This window comes from Pantoea alfalfae (assembly GCF_019880205.1).
In the GTDB taxonomy this organism is placed as follows: Bacteria; Pseudomonadota; Gammaproteobacteria; order Enterobacterales; family Enterobacteriaceae; genus Pantoea; species Pantoea alfalfae.
The window spans coordinates 3,236,330-3,261,727 of sequence record NZ_CP082292.1 but is presented as its reverse complement, the minus strand read 5'-3'; the positions used below and the strand labels follow the sequence as shown (position 1 = coordinate 3,261,727).

General features: G+C 56.2%; 24 protein-coding genes. 11 read left to right on the top strand and 13 right to left on the bottom strand.

Annotated elements, in window-relative coordinates; genetic code table 11:
- The first annotated feature begins 104 nt into the window (after positions 1 to 104).
- From K6R05_RS15420 to yacL, 4 genes are all read left to right on the top strand, one after another.
- Positions 105 to 614 (top strand): phenolic acid decarboxylase, encoded by a 510-nt coding sequence (locus tag K6R05_RS15420; RefSeq protein ID WP_010253965.1) that lies wholly within the window; start codon positions 105 to 107, stop codon positions 612 to 614.
- A gap of 86 nt (positions 615 to 700) precedes the next feature.
- Positions 701 to 1,435, top strand: coding sequence for an MBL fold metallo-hydrolase (locus K6R05_RS15415; protein ID WP_253421095.1), 735 nt, complete (start codon positions 701 to 703; stop codon positions 1,433 to 1,435).
- A 544-nt stretch (positions 1,436 to 1,979) separates the two neighbouring features.
- A complete protein-coding gene (acnB, locus tag K6R05_RS15410) occupies positions 1,980 to 4,577 on the top strand; it encodes a bifunctional aconitate hydratase 2/2-methylisocitrate dehydratase (RefSeq protein WP_161731573.1) in 2,598 nt (865 codons plus the stop codon).
- Between the two features lie 190 nt (positions 4,578 to 4,767).
- A complete protein-coding gene (gene yacL / locus K6R05_RS15405) occupies positions 4,768 to 5,145 on the top strand; it encodes a protein YacL (RefSeq protein ID WP_013356797.1) in 378 nt (125 codons plus the stop codon).
- Between the two features lie 48 nt (positions 5,146 to 5,193).
- Here yacL and K6R05_RS15400 read toward each other — a convergent pair whose 3' ends face one another.
- The 5 genes from K6R05_RS15400 to K6R05_RS15380 all read right to left on the bottom strand — a co-directional run bounded on the left by K6R05_RS15400 (position 5,194) and on the right by K6R05_RS15380 (position 10,611).
- Entirely contained in the window at positions 5,194 to 5,865 is a 672-nt protein-coding gene (locus K6R05_RS15400) for an SDR family NAD(P)-dependent oxidoreductase (protein ID WP_222925500.1), read from the bottom strand.
- An 8-nt stretch (positions 5,866 to 5,873) separates the two neighbouring features.
- Positions 5,874 to 7,070, bottom strand: a complete 1,197-nt coding sequence (locus tag K6R05_RS15395) for a sialidase family protein (RefSeq protein WP_222924544.1) — start codon at positions 7,068 to 7,070, stop codon at positions 5,874 to 5,876.
- Between the two features lies 1 nt (position 7,071).
- A complete protein-coding gene (locus K6R05_RS15390; protein WP_161731567.1) occupies positions 7,072 to 8,487 on the bottom strand; it encodes a sodium:solute symporter family protein in 1,416 nt (471 codons plus the stop codon).
- Between the two features lie 79 nt (positions 8,488 to 8,566).
- Positions 8,567 to 9,451, bottom strand: coding sequence for a dihydrodipicolinate synthase family protein (locus K6R05_RS15385; protein WP_222924543.1), 885 nt, complete (start codon positions 9,449 to 9,451; stop codon positions 8,567 to 8,569).
- 11 nt (positions 9,452 to 9,462) lie between these two features.
- On the bottom strand, positions 9,463 to 10,611 hold the full coding sequence (locus K6R05_RS15380; RefSeq protein WP_222924541.1) for an iron-containing alcohol dehydrogenase: 1,149 nt from the start codon (positions 10,609 to 10,611) through the stop codon (positions 9,463 to 9,465).
- Positions 10,612 to 10,798: 187 nt separating this feature from the next.
- Between K6R05_RS15380 and dtnK the strand changes: the two genes are divergently transcribed.
- The 3 genes from dtnK to K6R05_RS15365 are packed head-to-tail and all read left to right on the top strand — an operon-like array spanning position 10,799 to position 13,802.
- Entirely contained in the window at positions 10,799 to 12,058 is a 1,260-nt protein-coding gene (dtnK, locus tag K6R05_RS15375; RefSeq protein ID WP_222924540.1) for a D-threonate kinase, read from the top strand.
- Complete coding sequence (locus tag K6R05_RS15370; RefSeq protein ID WP_222924539.1) at positions 12,051 to 13,031, top strand: D-threonate 4-phosphate dehydrogenase; 981 nt, start codon at positions 12,051 to 12,053, stop codon at positions 13,029 to 13,031. The genes dtnK and K6R05_RS15370 overlap by 8 nt, the downstream gene beginning before the upstream one ends.
- A 6-nt stretch (positions 13,032 to 13,037) precedes the next feature.
- Positions 13,038 to 13,802, top strand: a complete 765-nt coding sequence (locus tag K6R05_RS15365) for a DeoR/GlpR family DNA-binding transcription regulator (protein ID WP_222924537.1) — start codon at positions 13,038 to 13,040, stop codon at positions 13,800 to 13,802.
- Between the two features lie 80 nt (positions 13,803 to 13,882).
- Here K6R05_RS15365 and K6R05_RS15360 read toward each other — a convergent pair whose 3' ends face one another.
- The 4 genes from K6R05_RS15360 to K6R05_RS15345 form a co-directional block, all read right to left on the bottom strand.
- Positions 13,883 to 15,175 carry a glycoside hydrolase family 28 protein gene (locus K6R05_RS15360; RefSeq protein WP_222924535.1) on the bottom strand — a complete coding sequence of 431 codons (1,293 nt, stop codon included), beginning with the start codon at positions 15,173 to 15,175 and terminating at the stop codon, positions 13,883 to 13,885.
- A 174-nt stretch (positions 15,176 to 15,349) separates the two neighbouring features.
- Positions 15,350 to 16,159, bottom strand: coding sequence for an adenosylmethionine decarboxylase (gene speD, locus K6R05_RS15355; RefSeq protein WP_003854677.1), 810 nt, complete (start codon positions 16,157 to 16,159; stop codon positions 15,350 to 15,352).
- A gap of 28 nt (positions 16,160 to 16,187) precedes the next feature.
- Positions 16,188 to 17,051 carry a polyamine aminopropyltransferase gene (speE, locus tag K6R05_RS15350; RefSeq protein WP_161731553.1) on the bottom strand — a complete coding sequence of 288 codons (864 nt, stop codon included), beginning with the start codon at positions 17,049 to 17,051 and terminating at the stop codon, positions 16,188 to 16,190.
- Positions 17,052 to 17,153: 102 nt separating this feature from the next.
- Positions 17,154 to 17,501: a YacC family pilotin-like protein gene (locus tag K6R05_RS15345; RefSeq protein WP_150010759.1), complete on the bottom strand. Its 348-nt coding sequence runs from the start codon at positions 17,499 to 17,501 to the stop codon at positions 17,154 to 17,156.
- 181 nt (positions 17,502 to 17,682) lie between these two features.
- On the opposite strand from K6R05_RS15345, the gene cueO reads away from it, so the two are divergent.
- Positions 17,683 to 19,278, top strand: coding sequence for a multicopper oxidase CueO (gene cueO, locus K6R05_RS15340; RefSeq protein WP_222924534.1), 1,596 nt, complete (start codon positions 17,683 to 17,685; stop codon positions 19,276 to 19,278).
- Here cueO and K6R05_RS15335 read toward each other — a convergent pair whose 3' ends face one another.
- Complete coding sequence (locus tag K6R05_RS15335) at positions 19,279 to 20,562, bottom strand: cystathionine gamma-synthase family protein (protein WP_222924533.1); 1,284 nt, start codon at positions 20,560 to 20,562, stop codon at positions 19,279 to 19,281.
- Between the two features lie 235 nt (positions 20,563 to 20,797).
- Here K6R05_RS15335 and hpt point away from each other — a divergent pair, with 235 nt between their 5' ends.
- A complete protein-coding gene (hpt, locus tag K6R05_RS15330; protein WP_105099563.1) occupies positions 20,798 to 21,334 on the top strand; it encodes a hypoxanthine phosphoribosyltransferase in 537 nt (178 codons plus the stop codon).
- Positions 21,335 to 21,415: 81 nt separating this feature from the next.
- On the opposite strand, the gene can is transcribed toward hpt, so the two are convergent.
- Complete coding sequence (gene can / locus K6R05_RS15325; protein ID WP_033784496.1) at positions 21,416 to 22,072, bottom strand: carbonate dehydratase; 657 nt, start codon at positions 22,070 to 22,072, stop codon at positions 21,416 to 21,418.
- A 108-nt stretch (positions 22,073 to 22,180) separates the two neighbouring features.
- Between can and K6R05_RS15320 the strand changes: the two genes are divergently transcribed.
- Both K6R05_RS15320 and K6R05_RS15315 read left to right on the top strand, forming a co-directional pair.
- On the top strand, positions 22,181 to 23,110 hold the full coding sequence (locus tag K6R05_RS15320; protein ID WP_161731547.1) for an ABC transporter ATP-binding protein: 930 nt from the start codon (positions 22,181 to 22,183) through the stop codon (positions 23,108 to 23,110).
- The gene (locus K6R05_RS15315) at positions 23,107 to 23,877 is read left to right on the top strand and encodes an ABC transporter permease (RefSeq protein WP_161731545.1); all 771 of its coding nucleotides are present in this window, start codon (positions 23,107 to 23,109) and stop codon (positions 23,875 to 23,877) included. The genes K6R05_RS15320 and K6R05_RS15315 overlap by 4 nt, the downstream gene beginning before the upstream one ends.
- Before the next feature lie 230 nt (positions 23,878 to 24,107).
- On the opposite strand, the gene panD is transcribed toward K6R05_RS15315, so the two are convergent.
- Both panD and panC read right to left on the bottom strand, forming a co-directional pair.
- Positions 24,108 to 24,488, bottom strand: coding sequence for an aspartate 1-decarboxylase (panD, locus tag K6R05_RS15310; RefSeq protein ID WP_013356815.1), 381 nt, complete (start codon positions 24,486 to 24,488; stop codon positions 24,108 to 24,110).
- 47 nt (positions 24,489 to 24,535) lie between these two features.
- Positions 24,536 to 25,390 (bottom strand): pantoate--beta-alanine ligase, encoded by an 855-nt coding sequence (panC, locus tag K6R05_RS15305; protein WP_222924531.1) that lies wholly within the window; start codon positions 25,388 to 25,390, stop codon positions 24,536 to 24,538.
- Positions 25,391 to 25,398 lie beyond the last annotated feature (8 nt).

Below are 25,398 nucleotides of genomic sequence, written 5' to 3'. Positions count from 1 at the left end.
TTAATCCATCTAAAAATTGAATTATTTAATGCTAAAAATAGCGTTATTCATCGCTTTTGTAACGCGCAATAATCACCACAAGGAAAACAAATGAGGAATTCATTATGAGCACTTTTGATAAACATGACCTGTCTGGCATCGTTGGCAAACATCTGGTTTACACCTATGACAACGGCTGGAACTACGAGCTCTACATTAAAAATGCCAGCACCATCGACTATCGCATTCACAGTGGCATGGTCGGCAATCGCTGGGTTAAAAACCAGCATGTTTATGTGGTTCGCCTGGCACAGGATGTCTATAAAGTTTCCTGGACTGAACCCACCGGCACTGATGTCAGCCTGGCCGTCAATCTGGCGGATAAAATTTTCCACGGCACCATCTTTTTCCCACGCTGGGTCATGAACAATCCGGAAAAAACCGTCTGCTTCCAGAATGATCATCTGGAAGAGATGGCGAAATTCCGCGAAGCGGGCCCGGCTTATCCAACCGAAGTGATTGATGAGTTCGCGACGCTGACCGTAATCCGCGATGTCGGTGAAAACAACGAAAGCGTCATTGACTGTCCGCCTGATCAGCTGCCCGCCAATTTTCCGGAAAACCTGAAAAATTAAGAGTGAACAGAAGAGGTCATCATGACCTCTTCTGCTTAGTTGTTTCTGACGTGCAGCTTCTGATGTGTAACGTATGAGGACGAAAAATGGATTTATCGACGAAGGTTTTTATCAGCAGCGATCAGCACGACGGCTTCGGTGTCAGTTCCACCATTATGGGTGAGAAAGAGGCGATGTTAGTCGACGCCCAGTTCACGCTGGCGAATGCGCATCGTTTAGTCGCTGAGATTATCGAAACCGGTCTCGACCTGAAACGCATCTTTATTACCCATCTGCATCCCGATCATTTTCTGGGTCTTGAAGTGATTAAGTCGGTTTTTCCGGCTGCTGAAATTCTCTCTTACAGGCAGGTCGCCGAAGACGTTAATGACGCCTTTGATTTCAAAATTGATTACTGGGGTAAGCAGGTTTTAAAAGAGAACGGTGCCCGCACTAAGTTTGCGATCACCGAACTGGAAGAGGATACGATCTGGCTGGAAGGGCAGGAGATTAAAATCCTGAGCGATCTCAGTGGCGATTGCATCCGGGTGACACCGCTCTGGATCCCCTCGACGAAAACATTGATCGCCTCCGATGTGGTCTTCGCGGATGCACATGTCTGGATTGCCGATATGCGCACGCCGGAGCGCATGGCGAAATGGATGGGCAGTCTGGATAAACTCGAAGCGCTGGCGCCGAAAGTCCTGATCCCTGGCCATTCGCGAACGACGCCATCGCTTAGCCCCTCAGCAATAGGCTTTACCCGCACCTATATCAACGATTTCATTAAGACGCTGCACAAGGTCAAAAACAGCGAAGAGCTGGTGCAGGAGATGGAGTGAATCTATCCCAACCTGCCGGTGAAAATCTGTCTCGACTACAGTGCGCGGATTCTGAAAGATCACTACGTCTGGCCGGGTGACTGGCCGGTATCACTGCGGGAAATGAAAACCACGTTGTAATCCTCTGACGCGAGAAGAGCACCAGGCTGATTTGCAGCCTGGTGTTGATCTGCTCCCGAACCCTCCTCTACTGTACACCAGACGCCTGCTGTTTCTATTCCTGCCAGTTATCTATTTCACTGAATCATTTCGTTAAAACCGCGGCAAAGCTGACGTCCTCGCGCTGTCATTTGAGCGGAATGCGGTACGCTGCTGAGAGAGCCAATCAGCTGACTTAGCTGGCTGATGCGGGATAATAAGCGGGTAAAATGGGCGCAGTGGATTATGTTGTATTTTTGTAAACAGATTAACAAACAGACGAAATCCTGCTATTCTGCCCTCCGCGAAACCGGGCACCTCAACCTGGACGAGAAAGGGAAGTGTGTTCTCCATAAGTGAGCAAGGTGGTCGGAAAGCCCTACATAATGAGAGCGAGGATAACGTCGTGCTAGAAGAATACCGTAAGCACGTTGCCGAGCGTGCTGCCCAGGGAATTGTACCTAAGCCTTTAGAGGCTTCCCAGATGGCCGCGCTGGTTGAACTGCTGAAAAATCCACCTGCGGGTGAAGAAGAATTTCTGACCGATTTATTGGTCAACCGCGTCCCACCTGGCGTCGATGAAGCGGCGTATGTCAAAGCCGGTTTCCTGGCGGCTGTCGCCAAAGGCGAAGCAACCTCTCCTCTGATATCTCCTGAAAAAGCGGTTGAACTGCTTGGCACCATGCAGGGCGGTTACAATATTCATCCGCTGATTGAGGCGCTGGACGATAGCAAACTGGCTCCGATTGCCGCGAAAGCCCTTTCACACACGCTGCTGATGTTCGACAACTTCTATGATGTCGAAGAGAAAGCGAAAGCGGGTAATGAATACGCGAAGCAGGTGATGCAATCCTGGGCAGATGCGGAATGGTATCTGTCACGGCCTGAACTGGCAGAGAAGATCACGGTTACAGTGTTTAAGGTCACTGGCGAAACCAACACCGACGATCTCTCTCCGGCCCAGGATGCCTGGTCACGTCCAGATATTCCTCTGCACGCCCTGGCGATGCTGAAAAATGCCCGTGAAGGCATTGAGCCTGATGAAGCGGGCAATATCGGCCCGATCAAACAGCTCGAAGCTCTGAAGACCAAAGGCTTCCCGCTGGCCTATGTCGGTGATGTTGTCGGAACCGGTTCTTCACGTAAATCCGCCACCAACTCGGTGCTGTGGTTTATGGGCGACGACATCCCGAACGTGCCAAATAAAAAAGGCGGCGGCGTGGTGCTGGGCAGCAAAATTGCACCCATCTTCTTCAACACCATGGAAGATGCGGGCGCACTGCCCATTGAAGTGGACGTAAACAACCTGAACATGGGCGATGTGATCGACATCTATCCATTCAAAGGCGAAGTCCGCAACCACGAAACCAATGAGCTGCTGGCCAGCTTCGAGCTCAAAACCGAAGTAGTGATTGACGAAGTGCGCGCCGGTGGCCGTATTCCGCTGATCATCGGTCGCGGTCTGACCACCAAAGCGCGCGAGTCGCTGGGTCTGCCGCACAGCACCGTATTCCGTCAGGCGAAAGATGTTGCGGAGAGTACCCGTGGGTTCTCGCTGGCGCAGAAAATGGTTGGCCGCGCCTGTGGCGTAACCGGCGTTCGTCCGGGTGCCTATTGCGAACCTAAAATGACCTCGGTTGGCTCGCAGGATACCACCGGCCCGATGACCCGTGACGAGCTGAAAGATCTGGCTTGCCTGGGCTTCTCGACCGATCTGGTGATGCAGTCCTTCTGTCACACCGCCGCCTATCCTAAGCCTGTGGATGTGAGCACGCACCATACACTGCCAGACTTCATCATGAACCGTGGCGGTGTGTCACTGCGTCCGGGTGACGGCATTATCCACAGCTGGCTGAACCGTATGCTGCTGCCGGATACCGTGGGTACCGGTGGTGATTCCCATACCCGTTTCCCTATCGGCATCTCTTTCCCGGCGGGTTCAGGCCTGGTGGCGTTTGCGGCAGCGACGGGCGTTATGCCGCTCGATATGCCGGAATCAGTGCTGGTGCGCTTCAAAGGTAAGATGGAGCCAGGCATTACCCTGCGCGATCTGGTTCACGCCATTCCGCTGTATGCCATCAAACAGGGTCTGCTGACCGTTGAGAAGAAAGGTAAGAAAAACATCTTCTCTGGCCGCATCCTTGAGATTGAAGGTCTGCCGGATCTGAAAGTCGAGCAGGCGTTTGAGCTGTCCGATGCGTCAGCCGAGCGTTCCGCTGCGGGCTGTACTATCAAGCTGGATAAAGCGCCGATTATCGAATACCTGAACTCCAACATCGTGCTGCTGAAGTGGATGATCGCAGAAGGCTACGGCGATCGTCGTACGCTTGAGCGTCGCGTTGAAAGCATGGAGAAATGGCTGGCCGATCCTCAGTTGCTGGAGCCGGACGCGGATGCTGAATATGCTGCCGTGATCGAAATCGATCTGGCTGAAATCAAAGAGCCGATCCTCTGTGCGCCAAACGATCCGGACGATGCCCGTCTGCTCTCTGACGTTCAGGGCGAGAAGATCGACGAAGTGTTCATCGGTTCGTGCATGACCAACATTGGTCACTTCCGTGCTGCCGGTAAACTGTTGGATAGCCACAAAGGCCAGCTGCCAACCCGTCTGTGGGTGGCTCCGCCAACCAAGATGGATGCGGCACAGCTGACCGAAGAGGGCTACTACAGCGTATTCGGCAAAAGCGGTGCGCGTATCGAGATCCCGGGCTGTTCACTCTGCATGGGTAACCAGGCACGTGTGGCTGATGGTTCGACGGTGGTGTCCACTTCGACCCGTAACTTCCCGAACCGTCTGGGTACCGGTGCTAATGTCTACCTGGCGTCAGCGGAGCTGGCTGCGGTCGCGTCTCTGCTTGGTAAACTGCCAACGCCGGATGAGTATCAGCAATTTATGGCGCAGGTCGATAAAACGGCCAGCGACACGTATCGCTATCTCAACTTCGACCAGCTGACGCAGTACACCGACAAAGCTGATGGCGTGATTTTCCAGACCGCGGTCTGATTCTTCACCTGTCAGTTATGACTAAGGGGCGATGATTCGCCCCTTTTTTACGTCTGTACATGGGGTAGAGAGACGATCAAAAGCTGGCTTTCGGCAGGCAGCCTGTAATAATGCGCGACGTGTCACACTGTGCCGCGAGAGCAGCACGAACACTTATCAGGTGACGCGATGACGTTAAGAGGAACGGGCGATGGAATATGAATTTTTACGCGATGTGACCGGACAGATTAAGGTTCGTATGTCGATGGATCATGAAGCGGTCGGCCACTGGTTCAACGAAGAGGTGAAAAACGATCCAGGATTGCTGGATGAAGTGGAAGCCGCAATCGAAGACGTCAAAGGCAGCGTGCGTCAGTGGCAGCGCATCGGCAGCGAGTACACCATCCTGCTGGATGAGGAAGAGGTGATGATTCGCGCTAATCTGCTGGCACTGGAAGATGACGGCATGGAAGAGGGGATGAATTACTACGACGAAGAGAGCCTCTCCTTCTGCGGTATTGAAGATTTTCAGCTGGTGATTGCCGCTTATCGCCAGTTTGTGAACCAGTATGGTAAACCCGTACGGTAATTTTTACGCTAATACAGGCCGGGCCACCTGAGCTGCCCGGCCTGCTAATTAATTCAGCGACGCACCACCGCACATCACCAGCTGCTGACCGGTGATCGCCGCTGCCGCCGGCGAAAGCAGGAAGCCGACCAGCCCGGCCACTTCCTGCGGCTGAATATAACGCCCGATTGGCGGCAAGCGCGGTGGTGAACTGGCCCGGCCCGGCTGTTGCAGCATCGGCGTTTCGGTGGCGCCTGGCGCTACAATATTTGCCGTAATGCCGAGCGGTGCCAGCTCTGCCGCCCAGCTGCGCACCATGCCGATCATCGCCGATTTGGTGGCCACATACTGACTGCGGCCCGACGCACCGCCTGACGTGCGGCTGCCCAGCAGCACGATTCTGCCACCCGCGCTCATCCGGGGCGCAAAATGATTGGCCAGCTGTTCTGCAGCGGCAACATGCAGTTGCCACAGGCGTGTGCTGGCGTTCAGATCCAGCTCCCCGAGCGGCGCGGCCTGCATCATTCCCGCTGCATGGATCACCGCCTGCGGCACCGGCAGTTTGTCCAGTAAAGCCTGCAATGCTGCGCTGTCGCTGATGTCGACCTGATGGCTCTGCCAGCCCGCGTCTGCCCGATTTATCGCCGAGCGGCTCAGGCCGGTAACCTGCCAGCCCTCATCAAGCAGGCAGTCCACAATCGCCTGACCGATGCCGGAGCTGGCTCCGGTCACCAGCGCCATCTTTTCAATCACGCATCACCCCCCCGCACCCAGGACTCGTCGACCCTCACATACTTGATCGCCTGGCGATACCAGGTGTAGGCGATATGCAGTTCGCCGTTTACGCCCTGTTTGATGCTGGGGTAAGAGAACTCACGGTTTAACTTTTGCTGAGAGTTATTGGTCATGCAGTAGCCATCGCCTTCGTCCAGATTGCGCTGTAGCGGCCAGCTTTTGCCGCCATCCGTTGAGATAGCCAGCGTCATGGGCGCACGTGGCGCGCCCCAGAAGGCGGTCCGCCCGCTGTGCACCACCGGCTCGGCGGCAACCGCAACGTCACTGTCCTCTTCATCATCTTCAATTTCGTCATACAGCGACAACCGGCGCTCGCTGGCACCTTCGGCGCTCATGGCATTGAACACCAGCGCCAGATGACCGTTGCGCAGCGTTGTGACCTGAATGGACGAGTTATTGTTGGGCAGCGACAGCGGCTCAGGCGCACTCCAGCTTTCACCCTGATCAAACGAGCGGCTCTGGTAGATATGGTCGGCCCAGCGACTGCGGTAGAGAGCCAGCAGCGAACCATCATCCAGCAGGGTGACGTTCATATGAACGCAGCCGGTGCTGTCAGGCACGCTGACGTCGCGCCAGCTCTGGCCTTTATCTTCCGAGATTTTTACCGCGCTGACGTCATAACTGCCGACCCACTTTTCGCCGGGCTGCGTCAGGCAGTAGAACACCGGCAGCAACCAGTTGCCGTTGGGCAACACCACAATCGGCTGGCGGATAAAGGTGCCGGGCTTATCCAGCAGCGTTTTGATCTCGCCCCAGTGCTTGCCGAAATCGTGAGACTGGCGATAGCGCACAATCGCGGTGTCCTGATTGCCCGATTTCTGTGCCGTCCACAGCAGCCACAGTATCTGGTCCGGATCGAGAAACAGCACCGGGTTCTGTTCTGAACGACCCGGATCGTCAGACAGCTTCTGCGCGTCACTCCAGCGATCGCTGCCTTTTGTCAGCCGGGAACACCAGACCGAGATATCGGCAATCCCTTCCTGCGTGCCACCAAACCAGACGCAAAGCAGATCGCCATCGGGCAGCGGCAGCAGGTTAGCCGCGTGGTTTTGCGGGCAGGAGGAGGGCAGCATCGCAATCTGCTGGGCGCTATCCTGCGGGTGCGGCGCAACCAGGCCGGTGCGTTCTGCGGTGACGGTTTCCTGAGTCATATTAGGCTCCACTATTTTGTGCATTGTGTTGCGGTTGAGGCTGAGACTGGCGTGACGGGATACAGCGGTCAATTACCATAATGATGGCCGGTGTAATCAGCGCCACATACATATTGTCGATACCGAAGGGGTTACCCATCAGGAACCAGACGGATGTGACCACGCAGGCACCAATCAGACCGGCGTTGGCACCGCGCGTGCTCTTAAACCATGGCAGATAGAACGCCATAATCGCTACCACGGTGATCGACAGGCGAATTGCGCGGGTAAAGAAGGAGAGCTTCAGCACTTCAGGGAAGAACAGGACAAACAGCAGCGGGAAGAAGCCGATGCCAATCGAAATCCAGCGCGTCATTTTGAATTCGCGCTCTGGCGTCGGGTTACGCCAGGGCACGTAAAAGTCTTTTACGACCAGCGAGGCGATGGCCAGCGCAACGGTGCCGACGCTGACGAAAATCGAGGCCACCAGCGAGGTGGTGACAATGCCTGCCAGCCACGGTGACATATCCTGCAGAAACACGGGCAGCGCATAGAGGCTCTTGATATCGGGGTGCGCAAACTTCGCCGCCACACCAATCAGCGCCATCGCCAGACCGATCGGCAGGCAGAAAATGAAGGCAACCCAGGTAGCGCGTTTCGCTGACTTCACATCTTTGGTGGATGAGATCGCCTGGATCACAAACTGCGTACAGAAGATCGAACCCACGGTCCCGATCAGCCAGGCCACAATGGTGCTGGCCCCGACGTGGCCATCCCACGTCCAGTAGAACGCTGGCATTTTCTCGATCATCGGAGCGACGCCGCCGGTCATCTTCAGTGCCACATAGAGGATGATCAGAATCCCCATATACTTGATGGCGCTGTGCAGCAGCGTAACCCACGCAACGCCTTTCATGCCGCCAAATGCAAAGTAGAAGGTACTTACCACTGCGGTAATAAAGGCCGCCTGCGTCAGGTCGATCTTCAGCACGGTTGAGATCGCCGCCGCACCGCTGATGTAGTTCCCGACGTTCACCAGCAGCAGCGCATAGATCATGATCAGCGAGATAATGTTCCTGGTCGAACGGCCATATTTCTCGGCGATAGCACCAGAGATCGTGATCTTCCCGGTGTTATAAATGCGTTTGACCAGAATCAGGCCAAACAGCGGAAAACCTATCGCGGCACCGATGACCGACCAGGAAGCGGCGAAGCCATCCTCAAAGGCTGCCTGCGCCGTGCCGATGGTCGATTTTGCCCCGATATACTCTGACATCAGCATGATGCCGACGATAAAGGCCGGCATGGCGCGGGAGCCTTCCATAAAGTCGCCGCTGGTTTTACTGCGTAAGCGCCATGTCAGCCAGGTGGTGAACAGGATATAGGCGACCACCATGCCGACGATCAGTAAGGTGCTCTCAGTTGAGAATGCTTTCATCGTAACCTCGATTGTTCTGGCAGATGGCGACCATCAGGTTCGTTCTCATCTGACCGATAGGGTGCAAAGGCGATGGACGTTATTGCAGGTAGTGGTTCACAATTTGACGGATCTGCTGCTGTTCGTCGGCGCTGAACTGCACCGCATAGCGGCTTTCACCCACTTCAAAGCCCTGCAGGCTGACCGCTTTTTTCACGGCGGCCGGTGAGAAACCGATGCTGTACAGCGCGGTGCGCAGGCCGGTAACGTTCTCCTGTGCCTGATGCGAACCGGCAATGTCACCGGCACTGAAGCGCGCCCAGATGGCGTTAATTGCTTCCGGTGCCACGTTTGCCAGCCCGGAAATGGAGGCGGAGCAGCCATCAACGAATCCCTGATGAATCAGTGAGTCAGGGCCGTTTAGCACATCAAAGCCCTCACAGTCGGCGGTAGCCTGCAGAAAGCCGCTCAGACTTTCATAGCTGCCTGCGGAGTCTTTAATGCCGATGATGTTCGGGTGCGCGGCCAGCGTACGAACGGTCTCTGGCTGCAGGGTATTGCCGGTTCGCGCCGGAATGTTGTAGAGGAACAGCGGCACCGTCAGCGCGTCAGCCACGCGCTGATAGTGGTCGATCAGCTCCTGCTGCTTCAGCGGCACAAACCATGGCGTGATCGCCGAGACGGCATCCACGCCAAGGCGGGCGATCTGTTTGCCGAGCCGGATCGTTTCACGGGTCGAAATCTCGCCGATATGCGCCACGATGGCCGCACGGCCATTGACTTCATCGACGCAGGTGGTGGTAACGGCAATCTTCTCCTGCTCGTTCAGCACAAAGAACTCGCCGTTGGTGCCGCCACAGAAGATGCCGTTTCCGGCGTTGATCTGGCGTCTGACCTGCTCACGCTGCCTTACCGGGTCAAAGGCACCTTCACGGTCAAAGGTGGTGACGATGGCGGTCAGTACGCCGTTGATTTTCTTATTCATGACAATCCTCATTACGCCTGGCAGGAAGGGAACAGCGTCAGGTAGACGGCGCGCACATCATCGGCGGTGACCGCCATCGGCACGTTTTTCATGAGGCGCTGCACGTCGAGTGCCGCTTCCACTAAATAAGGCAGGTGATCCGGGCCGATGCCCAGCGCTTCCAGGCTGGCAGGCAACTGCAGCCGCGCAACCAGCGCGGTGAAGTAGTCGACCAGCGCGTGTGATTTCTCTTTATCGCTTAAACGGACGTCAGCGTCGGGCAGCAGGTCATAGGCCTGAGCGAATTTGCTCACTGCGGCCGGACGGACAAAGCGCATGCAGGGGGCCAGCAGAATGGCGTTGGCAACGCCGTGTGGCAGGTGATATTTGCCGCCAAGCGGATAGGACATCGCATGCACCAGATGCGTCCCGGCATGGGCAATCGATGCGCCGCCATAATAAGAGGCCCAGAGCATCTCCAGCCGTGCCTGCAGATTCTCCGGCTCGCGCAGCGTGGTTTCGAGATTCGCGAACAGCTTCTTCATCCCAATCAGCGCATAGTTGTCGCTGACCGGATTGGCAACGTTGGCGGTGAAGCACTCAATCAGGTGACACAGGGCATCAATGCCGGTAGACGAGGCGATGTGCGGCGGCATGCTGGTGGTGAGTTCCGGCACCAGCGCCACCACATCGGGCAGCATCACCGGTGAAATAATGCCGACTTTGGTCTCTTTCTCCGGGATCGCCAGAATCGCATTCGGGGTCGCTTCAGAGCCGGTGCCAGCAGTGGTCGGGATGAGCATTGAACGGGTGCGACGCTGCGGTTTTTCGCCTGCCAGCAGGGCGTCCAGCGACGGTGCGCCGTTGATGCACAGCACCGAGAGCAGCTTCGCCACATCCAGTACGCTGCCACCGCCGATGCCAATCACCATGTCGGCCTGGCGCTGCGAGAGCGTTTCTATAATCGCGGCCACATCATGCTGGCTCGGTTCAGGTGGAACGCTGTTGACCACGCTGATACGCGGGATCTGATCCCGGAGTTGCCCCATCAGCGCCTGTACCGCCGGAATCGCCTCAATGTTCCGGTCAGTGACCACGACTGCCGTCGCTATCCCATCCAGCAGATAGCGCATGTCGTTTAACGCCTGATAACCGCTGATCACCGTGCTGTTAATGTTCATTTCATACCCTTATTTCTGTCATGTCTGAGCAGATGATTAATTTTGCTCAGCGCAATGCGATGTCAGTCACTCTCTGTGGCTAATTTTATAAGGCATATCGATTTCGATTAATTTGAACTTGCTCACATATAATCAATCATGATTGAATATAATCAAATGCAGCGGCAATAGCCTGACAGGAGTGAGGATGGGCTCATCAGTATGGAAAACCCCGGTGCTGGTTATCGCCGATGACTTTACCGGTGCCAACGATGCAGGTAGTGGACTGGCACAGGCCGGTGCCAGTGTACATGTGCTGTTCGGCTCCGCAGCAACGTTACCCGACGAGGCGGCGGATGTACTGGTAATCAGCACCGACAGCCGGGCTGTCAGTGCCACTCAGGCTGCAGAGCGCGTTACGCAGGTGGTGCAGCATTACGCGGCACAGCTTCAGCAGGGCTGGCTGTTTAAAAAGATAGACTCCACGCTGCGCGGCAATATCGGGGCTGAAACGGTGGCGGCACTGCGCGCCAGCGGCAAAAGGCTGGCGCTGGTGGCACCGGCCGTACCGCGTCTGGGCCGCACCACACGTGAGGGCAGCGTGTGGGTCAATCAGCGGTTACTGACAGACACCGAATTTGCCAGCGATCCTAAAACCCCGATCCGCAGCGCCCGCGTCATTCATCAGATGCAGATCGACGGCATGGAGATCGATCTCGCGACGCTGCATAGCGATCGGCTTGATGCTGTGTTAGCCGAAGCAGATGGCGTCGTGGTAGTGGATGCCGAAACGGAGGCCGACCTGGCGCGACTGATAACCGCTGCGTCGCGGCTGAGTGAGACGCCCCTGCTGGTCGGGGCCGCCGGATTAAGCGATGCGCTGGGCGCTGCGCTCTCCGTTCGCCCGTCGCAACCTGTGCTGGCGATGGTGGGATCGATGAGTCGTCAGGCAGAGCAGCAGATCGCCGCGCTGCGTACTCAGCGCGCCGTTGAGGTCGTCGATGTCGATATCCGTCAGCTGTTTCAGCAGTCCGCCTGGCCTGAGCGGGATCGCTGGATCGAACAGGCGGCCACCGCACTGCGTGCCGGTCGCCATACGGTGATCCGCACCTGCCAGCATGCATCCCAGCGGCACGAGATCGAGGATCTTTGCCAGCAGCACCGCGTGACGCGCCAGCAGCTGGGTGAGGCGATCTGTCAGCTGCTAGGCGAAATCACCCTGAGTCTGTGTCGGGCACGGCTGCCGCATGCGCTCTATCTGTCAGGCGGCGACGTGGCGATTGCCGTCGCGCAGGCGCTGGGGGCCAGCGGCTTTAAAATTCAGGGTCTGGTGGCGGGCTGTGTGCCGCACGGGGTCCTGCTTAACAGTGAATTTACTCTGCCGGTGATGACCAAAGCGGGTGGCTTTGGTGATGAAAATACCCTGGTAGCAGCCATTAGTTTTATTGAGGAGAAGTCGAGTGAGTAAAATTATTGCGATCACCATGGGCGATCCGGCGGGCATCAGCCCGGAAATCATCATCAAAGCGCTCTCTGAAGGTGAGCTGAATGGCATCCCTGCCGTGGTGATTGGCTGTGCCAGTACGCTGCGCCGCATTATGGCGATGAACATCACCCCACAGGCCGAGCTGCGGGTGCTGGATCGGGTAGCCGATGCGCGCTTTGCGCCCGGCATTATCAATGTGATCGATGAGCCGCTGGCCGATCCCGACGCGCTGAAACCTGGCGTGGTACAGAAAGAGGCGGGGGATCTGGCGTGGCGCGGCGTGAAGCGTGCCACCGAACTGGCACTGGCCGGTGACGTGCATGCGATTGCTACCGCGCCGCTGAATAAAGAGGCGATGCACGCGGCGGGCCACCTCTACCCGGGTCACACCGAACTGCTGGCGCATCTTACCGACACCAAAGATTACGCTATGGTGCTCTATACCGATAAGCTCAAGGTGATTCATGTCACGACCCATATTGCGCTGCGTAAGTTCCTCGATACGCTCAACCAGACACGCATCAAAACGGTGATTGGTATGGCGGACACCTTCCTGCGTCGTGTCGGTTACAGCGCACCACGCATCGCCGTCGCGGGTGTCAATCCGCACGCCGGTGAGAACGGGCTGTTTGGCGATGAGGAGATCACCACCGTTGCTCCCGCGATTGAAGCGATGAAAGCGGAGGGGATTGATGTCTCCGGGCCTTGCCCGCCGGACACGGTATTCCTGCAGTGCCAGGATGGACGCTATGACATGGTGGTGGCGATGTACCACGATCAGGGACACATCCCGCTTAAACTGCTGGGCTTCTATGATGGCGTGAACATTACCGCAGGCCTGCCGTTTATCCGCACCTCTGCTGACCACGGCACGGCATTTGATATCGCCTGGACAGGTAAAGCGAAGTCTGACAGCATGGCGATCTCGATTAAACTCGCGATGCAGCTCGCATAGGGAAATATGAAGGGACAGAGCCGTCTTGACCAGATTATGGATTACCTGAAAAGCCATAATCTGGTGACTGTTGAGCAACTGGTCAGTGCGATTTCCGCCTCACCCGCCACGATTCGACGTGATTTAATTAAGCTGGATAAAGAGGGCGTGATCAGCCGCAGTCATGGCGGCGTCACCCTGAATCGTTTTATTCCTGCCCAGCCGACCACGCTGGAGAAAATGCAGCGGAACCTGGCCGAGAAGCAGGCGATCGCGGAGTGCGCCGCCAGCTTTGTCCGGGCGGGGGATGCGGTGGTACTGGATGCCGGTACGACTATGCTGGAGCTGGCGCGACAGCTCACGCATCTGCCGCTGCGGGTGATTACCGCCGACCTGCACATTGCGCTGTTTCTGTCTGAGTTTAAGCAGATCGAAGTAACGATTATTGGCGGGCGGATTGATGACTCCAGTCAGTCCTGCGTGGGCGAACATGGACGGCGGTTGCTGCGCAGCATCAATCCGGATATCGCCTTTGTCAGCTGTAACTCATGGAGCCTTGAGCGCGGCATTACCACGCCGACTGAAGAGAAAGCGGGGCTGAAACACGATCTGCTGGCCAATGCGGCGCGCCGGGTCCTGCTGGCGGACAGCAGTAAATATGGCTCCTGGTCGCTGTTCTGCGCCTCACCGGTTGATGACCTGACCGATGTGGTGACCGACAGCCGGTTAGATCAGGAGGTGTGCCGCACGCTGCGCGAGCGTGGCATTACGCTGGCGCTGACTTCCACCTGAACTGAACGCGCCGTGCTTCTCTGACCTTATCCTGAAGCAGGGCGCGAGCAGCACCGCGCGTTTATCTTCTGCAATTGCCGCTAACGCGCGTAGGCGTCATGCTCTTCGCGCGTCATTGCCGGCGCGTCTACCGTAACCCGTTCAAAACTCAGATTCCTTACGCCCGCTATTTTGCCAAACTCCTGCGCCTGCAGTGTGATGTCGATGAAACTCAGCCGTTCAATCGGATTTTCCGGCGTGCCTTCAATAAAAAAGGCGCGGGAAAACGCCGCAGGCTCAGTCAGGCTGCTGCTGATATGACTGATACTGATATTCTCAACCCGCGTCAGGCCAGCATCACCTGTGACGCCCGATGCCAGCTTACGCCAGTGTGGCGGCTGTTCGGTGTCGGCGGGCTGCTCACTGTAGCTATACTGCGGGAACCAGTTCAGCTGCAGCATAAACGGATAACAGACATCCTCCATCTTCAGATGGCGAACCACGATGTTTTTGATCCAGCCGCCGCGATTACGGGCTGACTTGATGCGAAAGCCGACACCCGTGCCGGAGAAACGGTTGTGTTCGATGATGACATTTTCGATACCGCCAGAGGTTTCGCTGCCCAGGGTAATGCCCGAGCCTTTCAGCAGAGTGCAGTCGCGAATAATGATATCGCGTGCGGTTCTGCCGAGCTGCTGTGCTTCCGCGCCGCGACCCGATTTCACGCAGATATTGTCGTCATTGCAGGAGACCGTACAGCCTTCAACGCGAACCAACTGGCTGGAATCAATATCAATGCCGTCGGTGCTGGGTCCGGTAGCGTTCATCACACGTAGCCGCTGCAAATTAACCTGTTTCGAATAACAGACGTGCAGGTTCCAGAAGCCGGAATCCTGTGAGGTAAAGTCCTCCAGCGTCACGTATTCACTCTGATAAACCACCACGTTACGTGGACGTTTGCAGTCGTAATCCACCACCCAGCGCAGGCCGCGACGGGTATAGTCTGCCAGCATCCCGCTGTTTTCGTCTTCGCCCCAGAATTTATGCCACCAGACGGCACCGTGTCCGTCGAGCGTGCCATTGCCGCAGACAGTGACGTCGCGGCAATGATTGATGTTAAGCATTGCCGCGGGCCAGACCATATCAATCCCCGCCACGCGCGTAGCGATATCTGGGTAATCCTCCAGCCGCTCGCTGCCGAGCAGCACGGCATCTTTCGCCAGCTCCAGCGTCATCTCACTTTTCAGAAACAGCGCGCCCGTCAGAAAGCGGCCTGCCGGGATCAGCACCGTGTCGCCTGCTGATGCGCTATCAATCGCGCGCTGTATCGCCTGAGTGGAAAGTGAGGTGGCGTCCGGGACGGCAGCGAAATCAATAATGTTAATTCTTGCCATTTTTTTGCCTGTAGTCGATGAAGAAATAAGCGTTCAGCGCTGAAAGTAGCACGCTCTGACCGGCAAATTATTGCTGACGATCAGGGAATGCCGGCGGTTACCGTGATGAGAAGTCGGAGGGATAAGCGGGAAGAGACGCGCAGGTTATGGGGTGTCACGCTGCGCGTCTGATAATCAGAGGGTCTTCAGGCCCACTGAGGGGATATTTCTGCCGTAGTAGATCTCACGCATCTCTTTCCACAGCAGGTCAGTAATACGCTTATGCTCCTGCGGGCTGAGATCTTCCGGGCGGGTGTTAAACAGATAGTGTTTCAGGTCAAACTCTTTCAGCAACATCTTGGTGTGGAAGATGTTCTCCTGATAGACATTCACATCCACCATGTCATACATCGCTTTCATATCGTCGGACATGAAGTTCTGAATCGAATTGATCTCGTGATCGATAAAGTGCTTCATCCCTTTCACGTCACGGGTAAAACCGCGCACCCGGTAATCGACGGTAACAATGTCTGACTCCAGCTGGTGGATCAGGTAGTTCAGCGCCTTGAGCGGTGAGATCACGCCGCAGGTTGAGACTTCAATGTCCGCGCGGAAGGTGCAGAGCCCGCCTTCAGGATGGCTTTCCGGATAGGTGTGCACGCAGATATGGCTTTTATCCAGATGCGCCACCACCGAATTGGGCAGCGGGCCAGGATGCTCGGAGTTATCGATATCTTTGGGATCGATCGGCTCTTCGCTGACCAGAATCGTGACGCTGGCTCCCTGCGGTTCATAATCCTGGCGTGCAATATTAAGCACGTTAGCCCCGATAATGGAGCAGGTTTCGGTCAGGATTTCCGTCAGACGGTTGGCGTTATATTGTTCATCAATGTAGGCGATATAACCATCGCGTTCAGCTTCAGTATTCGCATAGCAGATATCGTAAATACAAAAACTCAGGCTTTTCGTCAGGTTGTTGAAGCCATGTAGTTTTAGCTTTTGCAATTTTGTTCACCCCCTTAAAAATGCACTGTCAGCACGCGGCCGATAGCGCATTTAACAGATATTGCGGCAGGGCAAAGCTGCCGGTATGGATCGCTGGTGTGTAGTAACGACACGCCAGGCCAGCGGCCTCGAAACGCACCTGCAGGGTGGCGGTATCGAGCTGGCGCAGCGCCGGATTATCGCTCGCCCAGGCAAAGGTCATGATGCCGCCGTAATAGGTCGGAATCGCCGCCTGATAGAAACTGACATCCGAAAAGTAATGGCCCAGCTTGCGATGGCTGTTTACGGCCTCATCCTGCTGCAGGAAGCAGACGCCATTCTGCGCCACGAAGATGCCATTTTCATTAAGGGCCGCTTTACAGCCGGCATAAAATTCGGAGGTAAACAGGCTCTCGCCCGGACCAATCGGATCGGTGCAGTCGGAGATGATGACATCGAACTTTTCCTGCGTCTGATTAACGAAGTTAACCCCGTCATCGATCACCAGCGTAAAGCGCGGATCGTCATAGGCACCTGCGCTGTGGTTCGGCAGATACTGGCGACAAAAGGTCACCACGCCTGCATCGATTTCCACCATGGTAATCTTTTCGATTTCCGGATGACGTGACACTTCGCGCAGCATTGCGCCGTCACCGCCGCCGATGATCAGGACGCTCTTCGCCGCGCCGTGCGCCAGCAGCGGAACGTGGGTCATCATTTCATGGTAGATAAATTCGTCGCGTTCGGTGGTCTGCACCACGCCGTCCAGCGCCATTACGCGGCCCATCGCGGCATTTTCGAAAATGATTAAATCCTGATGCGCAGTTTTTTCACGGTACAGCTCTTTATCTACCGTGAAATACTGGCCAAAACCGGCATGAAGGGTTTCATACCACGTTTCATTGTGGGCCATGGTGCTCTCCTCTGATGACATCGCCATGAAGATGGGCGGCACATGATAGCTAACACTGACCGTGGTTGCACGGTCAATGTCCGGCAGCAGAGGGCAGAGTAATTACCTGACGTAGGCCAGCAGGCTCAGTGAATCACGGGCCAGTGACTTGCACTTTTTGTCATTGGTGATGGCGATGCCGCTGAGATCGCGATAGCTGTCTTCACCCAGGGCTTTCATGTTGTAGTTGCTGTAGTTGCTTAAATCCCAGCGGTTCTGCTGAGCAAAAAAGACCAGCGCTTTGCGAATCTGTGCGTCCGGTAAATCCTGATAGCCACAATCATTTTTCAGATAGACGAAAACCGCCGTGAGATCGGCCAGATCTTCCGCTTCGGATTCGCTCAGGGCAAAACTGGTGGAGGAGAAGCCAAGGAGTCCCGTCAGCAGCAGGATCTTGATGCTTTGCTTCATAGTCGTTCTCTTCAATGGATATTGCTCATGACGTTAGCACAGTTATTCTCAGGTTTTCGATTAATTTGGCGCTGTGAGCCGCTGCACCGCCTTTTTTCATCAGATTCTCACGGCTAACACTTGACCTTCCCATAAGGTCAGGGTTTAGGCTGTGCGCTCTGATGTCACAAGGATGATCACCATGCAACGTCGCCGCTTCCTGAAACTTACCGCCGCACTGAGTGCAGCCGGAGCCTTGCCGCTCTGGAGCCGTTCACTGATGGCAGCCACCCGTCCGCTGCTGCCGATTCCATCACTGCTGGAAGCGGATGCCAGGGGCAGCTACAGCCTTACCGCGATGCAGGGCACCTCGCAGTGGAATGGCAAAGCCGTGCCGACCTGGGGCTATAACGGCAGCCTGCTGGGACCGGTGCTGAAGTTGCAGAGTGGCAAACCGGTGACGGTGAACATCCATAATCGACTCAGCGAAGCGACTACCCTGCACTGGCACGGGCTGGAAATCCCCGGCGCGGTAGATGGCGGTCCGCAGGCCGTGATTGCGCCTGGTGCTTCGCGTCAGGTCTCTTTTACCCCTGACCAGCCCGCCGCAACCTGCTGGTATCATCCGCATCTGCATGGCAAAACCGGGCATCAGGTCGCACACGGACTCGCGGGACTGATTTTGCTGGAAGATAAGGAGAGCGGCACACTGCGCCTGCCTGTGCAGTGGGGCGTGGATGATGTGCCACTGATTTTCCAGGATAAGCAGCTGAGTAAAGATGGCGGCCGGATCGATTATCAGCTCGACGTAATGCGCGCAGCCGTGGGCTGGTTTGGCGACATGATGCTGACCAACGGCGTGCAGTATCCGCAGCATGCGGTGCCGCGCGGCTGGCTGCGTCTGCGTGTGCTGAACGGCTGTAATGCCCGTTCGCTGCACGTTGCCGCCAGTGATAAACGTCCTCTTTATGTGATCGCCAGCGACGGTGGCCTGCTGGCTGAACCGGTGAAGCTCGGCGCACTGCCGATGCTGCCGGGCGAGCGTTTTGAGGTGATGATCGATACTTCTGACGGTAAAGCGTTTGATCTGGTGACGCTGCCGACCGAACAGATGGGCATGACGCTGCCGCCGTTTGACCAGCCGCTGCCGCTGGTACAGATCCTGCCGCTGCGGGTGATGGCCAGCGCCACGCTGCCGGATAAGCTGGCGACGCTGCCTGCGCTTCCCGCCACCGACGGACTGACGACACGCTGGCTGCAGCTGATGATGGACCCGCAGCTGGACCAGCAGGGGATGCAGGCGCTGATGCAGCGCTACGGCGAGAAAGCGATGGGCAAGGGCGGTCATCATTCGATGCCGGAGAAAACGGCTGCCGGGCCGATGCCGCCGATGGAAAACATGGAAGGGATGGATCACAGCATGCACGGCATGGCGAAGCCCGCCAGTTACGATTTCCGCAATGGCAATAAGATCAACGGCCAGGCTTTTGATATGACAAAGCCGTCATTTGCGGTGAAGCTGGGTGATTATGAGAAGTGGACGATTTCAGGAGAAGGCGACGCCATGCTGCATCCCTTCCATATTCACGGCACCCAGTTCCGCATTCTCTCCGAGAACGGCAAACCGCCCGCCCCGCATCGGCAGGGCTGGAAAGATATGGTGAATGTCGACGGCTGGCGCAGTGAAGTGCTGGTGCGCTTCAACTATGTCGCTGCCGCCGAACACGCTTACATGGCCCACTGTCATCTGCTGGAGCATGAAGATACTGGCATGATGCTGGGCTTTACCGTGAGCTGATTACGCCTGATCCAGCGCCAGTCTGATGTCTTCAATCAGGTCACCGGCGTTCTCGATGCCAATCGACAGCCGCACCGTGGCGTCAGTGATACCAATACGCTGACGCACCGCCTGCGGCACGCCGGAGTGGGTGGTGCTGCCAGGATGGCTGGCCAGCGACTCGGTTCCGCCCAGGCTCACCGCCTGTTTGAACAGCGACAGCGCATTGAGAAAACGGAACGCAGCGGGCTGATCGCCGACGATATCAAACGAGAAGGTCGAACCCGCGCCGCTGCACTGCTCGCGATAGGTTTTCCCTTCGGCGCTCTCCGCATCCAGATAGGGCAGCCAGTGCAGCTTCGCCACTTTCGGGTGATCGCGCAGAAAGGCCGCGACCGCTTCTGCATTGTGAAAGGCTTTCTCCATCCGCAGCGACAGCGTTTCCAGCGAGCGGCTGAGCATCCAGCTTGAGTGCGGGTCCAGCTGCGTACCAATGGCGCTGCGCAGGGCGCGCACTTTCGCCATCAGCGCTTTACTGCCCATCGCGGCACCCGCAATCAGGTCAGAGTGACCGCCAACATATTTGGTCAGTGAGTAGAGTGACACATCCGCGCCCAGCGTCAGCGGCTGCTGGAACAGCGGGCCGAGCAGGGTGTTATCACAGGCGATAATCGGTCGTGAACCCTGTTGCTGGTCAATTTCATCGGCAATGCGCGCCATCAGGCGGATATTGACCAGGCTGTTAGTCGGATTTGCGGGTGTTTCAATCAGGATGACCGCGACCCGGCCCTGGGCCATCGCCTGCTGAGCGGCTTCGCGCACCCTGACTTCATCATTCCCGTCGCTGAAACCAACTGCTTTAATATCCAGATTGTGCAGTGTTTTGCTGAGCAGCGTTTCGGTGCCGCCATACAGGGGCTGGGAGTGCAGGATCACCTCGCCCGGGCGGGCAAATGTCAGCAGGGCCGTGGAGATAGCGGCCATCCCGGAAGAGAAGAGTGAACAGCTCTCTGCCTGCTCATAGACCGCCAGCCGGTCTTCAACAATTTCGCTGTTCGGATGGTTAAAGCGCGAATAGACCAGCCCGCCCGATTTGCCTTCCGGCGGCTCACGACGACCAGAGACGTAATCAAAGAAATCCCGTCCCTCTTCGGCGCTGTCAAAGACAAAGGTCGATGTCAGAAACACCGGCGGCTTTACCGCACCTTCAGAGAGGCGGGGATCATAGCCATAGTTCAGCATCTGGGTTTCGGGGTGCAACGGCCTGTCGCCGATATGCGTCTTTTTGCTTGATGATGAAGTCATTGTGATCTCCGGCCAGCGGCGCGAGTAGGGTAACGATCTGTTGGATAAAGGCTACCACGCAGCGAATCATGCTGGTAAATGCCAGAATGTTCTAAGGTAATGCGCATTTCAGTGACTTAAAGGCCACAGGTAATAATTTTCGCGACGTAATCGTTTGCATGCAGGGTCGCACAGTCGTCGCTGCGGCGTCTGTGATAGACTTCGGGGCTTTTCTGACGTAACCGGGCTGAACGCAATGAAACACACTGTTGAAGTGATGATCCCTGAACAGGCAATCGCCACGCGCATCGCTGAACTGGGGAAAGAGATTAACGAGCACTACCGCGACAGCGGCAGCGATATGGTGCTGGTGGGGCTGCTGCGCGGCTCATTCATGTTCATGGCTGATCTCTGTCGCGCCATTGATGTGCCGCATGAAGTCGACTTTATGACGGCGTCCAGTTACGGCAGCGGCATGTCCAGCACGCGTGATGTGAAAATCCTGAAAGATCTGGATGAAGACATTCGTGGCAAAGATGTGCTGATCGTCGAAGATATCATCGACTCCGGTAACACCCTGAGCAAAGTGCGTGAGATTCTGCAGCTGCGTCAGCCAAAATCACTGGCGATCTGTACCCTGCTGGATAAGCCTGAGCGCCGTGAAGTTGAAGTCAATGTCGAGTATGTCGGCTTTGCGATTCCGGATGAGTTTGTGGTGGGCTTTGGTATCGACTACGCTCAGCACTATCGCCATCTGCCTTACATCGGCAAAGTGGTGCCGCTGGAATCCTGATACTGCTCTGACCGCACATTCTTCCAAGGCCTGCACCGGTTGCCTGGTGTAGGCTATGTCGCGCTTTACGCCGCGATCGGCTCAGGCCTCGCCGTTCATCTGCAGATTAGCAATGCCGTGACGATAGCGCTGTTCAAGGATCTCCCGGCTGTTTGCCGTGACATCCAGGTTACGCAGGCAGCCATCCTGAATGCCGTAAACCCAGCCGTGCAGGGAGACATCCTTGCCACGTTTCCAGGCAGATTGCAGAACGGTCGAGTGCCCCAGGTTATAGACCTGTTCAATAACGTTGATTTCGCACAGTTTGTCCAGGCGCTTATCCGGCGGGAGTTCCCCCAGCAACACGCTATGCTTGTACCAGAGGTCGCGGATGTGCAGCAGCCAGTTGTCGATTAATCCCAGCTCCGGGTTATCCATCGCCGCCTGCACGCCGCCGCAGCCGTAGTGGCCGCATACGATAACGTGTTCCACTTCCAGCACTTCGATAGCGTACTGCACCACGGACAGACAGTTCAGATCGGTGTGGATTACCAGATTGGCGACGTTGCGGTGAACAAAGAGTTCGCCTGGCTCCAGTCCGGTCAGACGTTCGGCAGGGACACGGCTGTCAGAACAGCCAATCCACAGGAAGCGCGGTTTTTGTGCCTGGGCGAGCCGCTCAAAAAAACTGGGATCTTCTTCAACCAGCAGTTTTGACCATTCGCGGTTGTTTCTGATCAGGGTATTGATGTCTGTCATGGCGTTGAGCGACCGGTTACTGCGCAAAGTGCGCGCGCGTACTATATGCCAGGGCCTGATAAATTTAAACGGCATTGCAATGCCATCAAAACAGGGTATGGATGCAGAATGACTTATGCACTGGAACTTTCCCGGCTGACTAAGACCTATCCCGGCGGCGTGCAGGCGCTGAAGGGCATTGATCTTAACGTTGAAGCGGGTGACTTTTATGCGTTGCTGGGGCCAAACGGTGCCGGTAAATCGACCACCATCGGGATTATCAGTTCGCTGGTAAACAAATCCGAAGGCAGCGTGCGGGTGTTTGGCTACGATCTGGAAAAAGATGTGGTGAATGCCAAGCGCCAGCTCGGGCTGGTGCCGCAGGAGTTTAACTTCAACCCGTTTGAGACGGTGATGCAGATCGTCGTGAATCAGGCGGGTTACTACGGCGTTGAGCGTCGTGAAGCCAATGAGCGTGCGGAAAAGTATCTGAAGCAGCTCGACCTGTGGAGCAAACGCACTGAGCGTGCGCGCATGCTCTCCGGCGGGATGAAGCGCCGCCTGATGATCGCCCGTGCACTGATGCACGAGCCAAAACTGTTGATTCTGGATGAGCCAACGGCTGGCGTGGATATCGAACTGCGTCGCTCAATGTGGGTGTTCCTGAAAGATCTCAATGCCAAAGGCACTACCATCATTCTCACTACCCACTATCTGGAAGAAGCCGAGATGCTGTGCCGCAACATCGGCATCATCCAGAGCGGTGAGCTGGTGGAAAACACCTCGATGAAAGAACTGCTGTCCAAGCTCAAATCAGAAACCTTTATCCTGGATCTGGCGCCGCGCAGTCCGCTGCCCAGGCTGGAGGGGTTCCAGTACCGGCTGACCGATACTTCAACGCTGGAAGTGGAAGTGCTGCGTGAGCAGGGCCTTAACAGCGTGTTCAGTCAGTTAAGTGCGCAGGGTGTGCAGGTGCTGAGTATGCGCAATAAAGCCAACCGTCTTGAAGAGCTGTTCGTTGGCCTGACGACGCAGGGAAAAACAGGAGCAAAAGCATGACACATTTGTACTGGGTGGCGCTGAAAAGCATCTGGGCCAAAGAAGTTAACCGTTTCGCCCGTATCTGGATCCAGACGCTGGTGCCGCCGGTCATCACCATGACGCTCTATTTCATCATCTTTGGCAACCTGATCGGGTCGCGCATTGGTGAGATGCACGGCTTCAGCTATATGCAGTTTATTGTGCCGGGATTGATCATGATGGCGGTGATCACCAATGCCTACGCCAATGTGGCATCGTCCTTCTTCAGTGCCAAGTTCCAGCGCAACATTGAAGAACTGCTCGTTGCACCCGTGCCGACCCACATTATCATTGCCGGCTATGTGGGCGGCGGTGTGGCGCGTGGCGTCTGCGTCGGCATTCTGGTGACGGCTATTTCGCTGTTCTTTGTGCCGTTCCACGTGCACTCCTGGTCGATGGTGGCGATTACGCTGCTGCTGACCGCGATTCTGTTTTCACTGGCCGGTTTGCTCAATGCCGTCTTTGCGCGCACCTTTGACGACATCAGCCTGATCCCGACCTTTGTGCTGACGCCACTGACCTATCTGGGCGGCGTATTCTATTCGCTGAGTCTGCTGCCGCCAATCTGGCAGGCTATCTCTAAACTGAATCCAATCGTTTATATGATTAGCGGATTCCGTTATGGCTTCCTGGGCATTAATGATGTGCCACTGGTGTTTACGCTCTCGGTACTGGTGGCCTTTATTCTGGTATTCTACTGGCTGGTCTATGCGCTGATTCAGCGCGGACGCGGACTGCGCACCTGACAATACGTTGAATAGTACGGGCCACGCTGCGATAAGGGCGTGGCTTTTTTTTGGTGAGTGAAAAACAACCCGAACGACGGTTCTCCCTGGCCTCGAAATCATCCTGAAACCTGCCTGCGATGAAAAAGTCATCGAAGCCGATGACAACCAAAGCGGTTTAATTGCAGAAGCAGAAATAAAAAGGGCCGCCCATTTTAATGGCGGCCCTTTTTTGTCAGCTGATCGATTACTCAGGCGATTTGTACCGGCAATGCTTTCGCCAGACGCTTCATCTGGTTGTCACCTTCAAAATAGGCGACCTTAGGCTGCCATTGACGCGCGACGGCATCCTCAACCTGCACATACGAGCAGATAATTAAAATATCGCCTTCGCAGGCGCAGCGGGCAGCAGCACCGTTGACCGAAATAATTTTCGAGCCACGCTCAGCCGCGATAGCGTAGGTAGAGAAGCGCTGACCGTTAGTGACGTTATAAATATCGATCGCTTCATATTGCAGAATGCCGGAAGCATCCAGGAAATCCTGATCGATAGCGCAGGAGCCTTCGTAATTGAGGTCCGCCTGCGTCACTTTTACGCGGTGCAATTTGCCTTGCAGAACTGTGCGAATCATAGCCAGAAACCTTATCAGAGAAATAAAATAACCTGCAGCGGGCGTACTTACAGCGTCAGGTCAACAGTTTGATTATCAATCAGTCGGGCTTTACCCAGCCAGGCGGCCATCAGCACCACCGCACGCTGGCTGTCCACCGTCAGCGGCTGCAACGTGTCCGCATCACAGATTGCCAGGCCATCAGGACGCAATCCCTGTGCCAGCAGTGTCTCGCGGGCTGCCTCAATAATCTCTTCAATGTGACGCTCGCCGTTCTCAAGTTGCTGAGCCATCTGATGCATCACCTGGCTCAGCACCGGTGCCAGCTTACGCTCATCGTCTGTCAGGTAGCCGTTGCGCGAACTCAGCGCCAGACCATCTTTGGCCCGCACTGTTGGCACGCCAACAATCTCAATGTCGAAGCCCATATCAGCTACCATCTTACGAATGATAGCCAGCTGCTGAAAATCCTTTTCACCGAAACAGGCAATATCGGGCTGCACCAGATTAAACAGTTTGCTGACGATGGTCGCCACGCCGCGAAAATGGCCTGGACGCGTCGCGCCTTCCAGCAGGGAAGAGAGCACCGGCACCTCAACAAAGGTCTGATTCTGCGCGCCCTGCGGATAGACTTCAGCCGGTGACGGGGCAAAAACCACGTCAACCTGGTGACGGTTCAGCTTTTCACAATCTTCCTGCAGGGTGCGCGGGTAGCGGGCTAAATCATCGGCGCGATCGAACTGCATCGGATTGACGAATATCGAGACAATGACGATGTCCCCGCGCGACCGGGCTTCATCCACCAGCGTCAGATGGCCTTCATGCAGGTTGCCCATGGTCGGCACCAGCGCAATGCGTTTACCCTGCTGACGCCAGCGACGGACTTCCTTGCGCAGCATCAGCAGCGTTTCAATAATCAACACGGTGACTC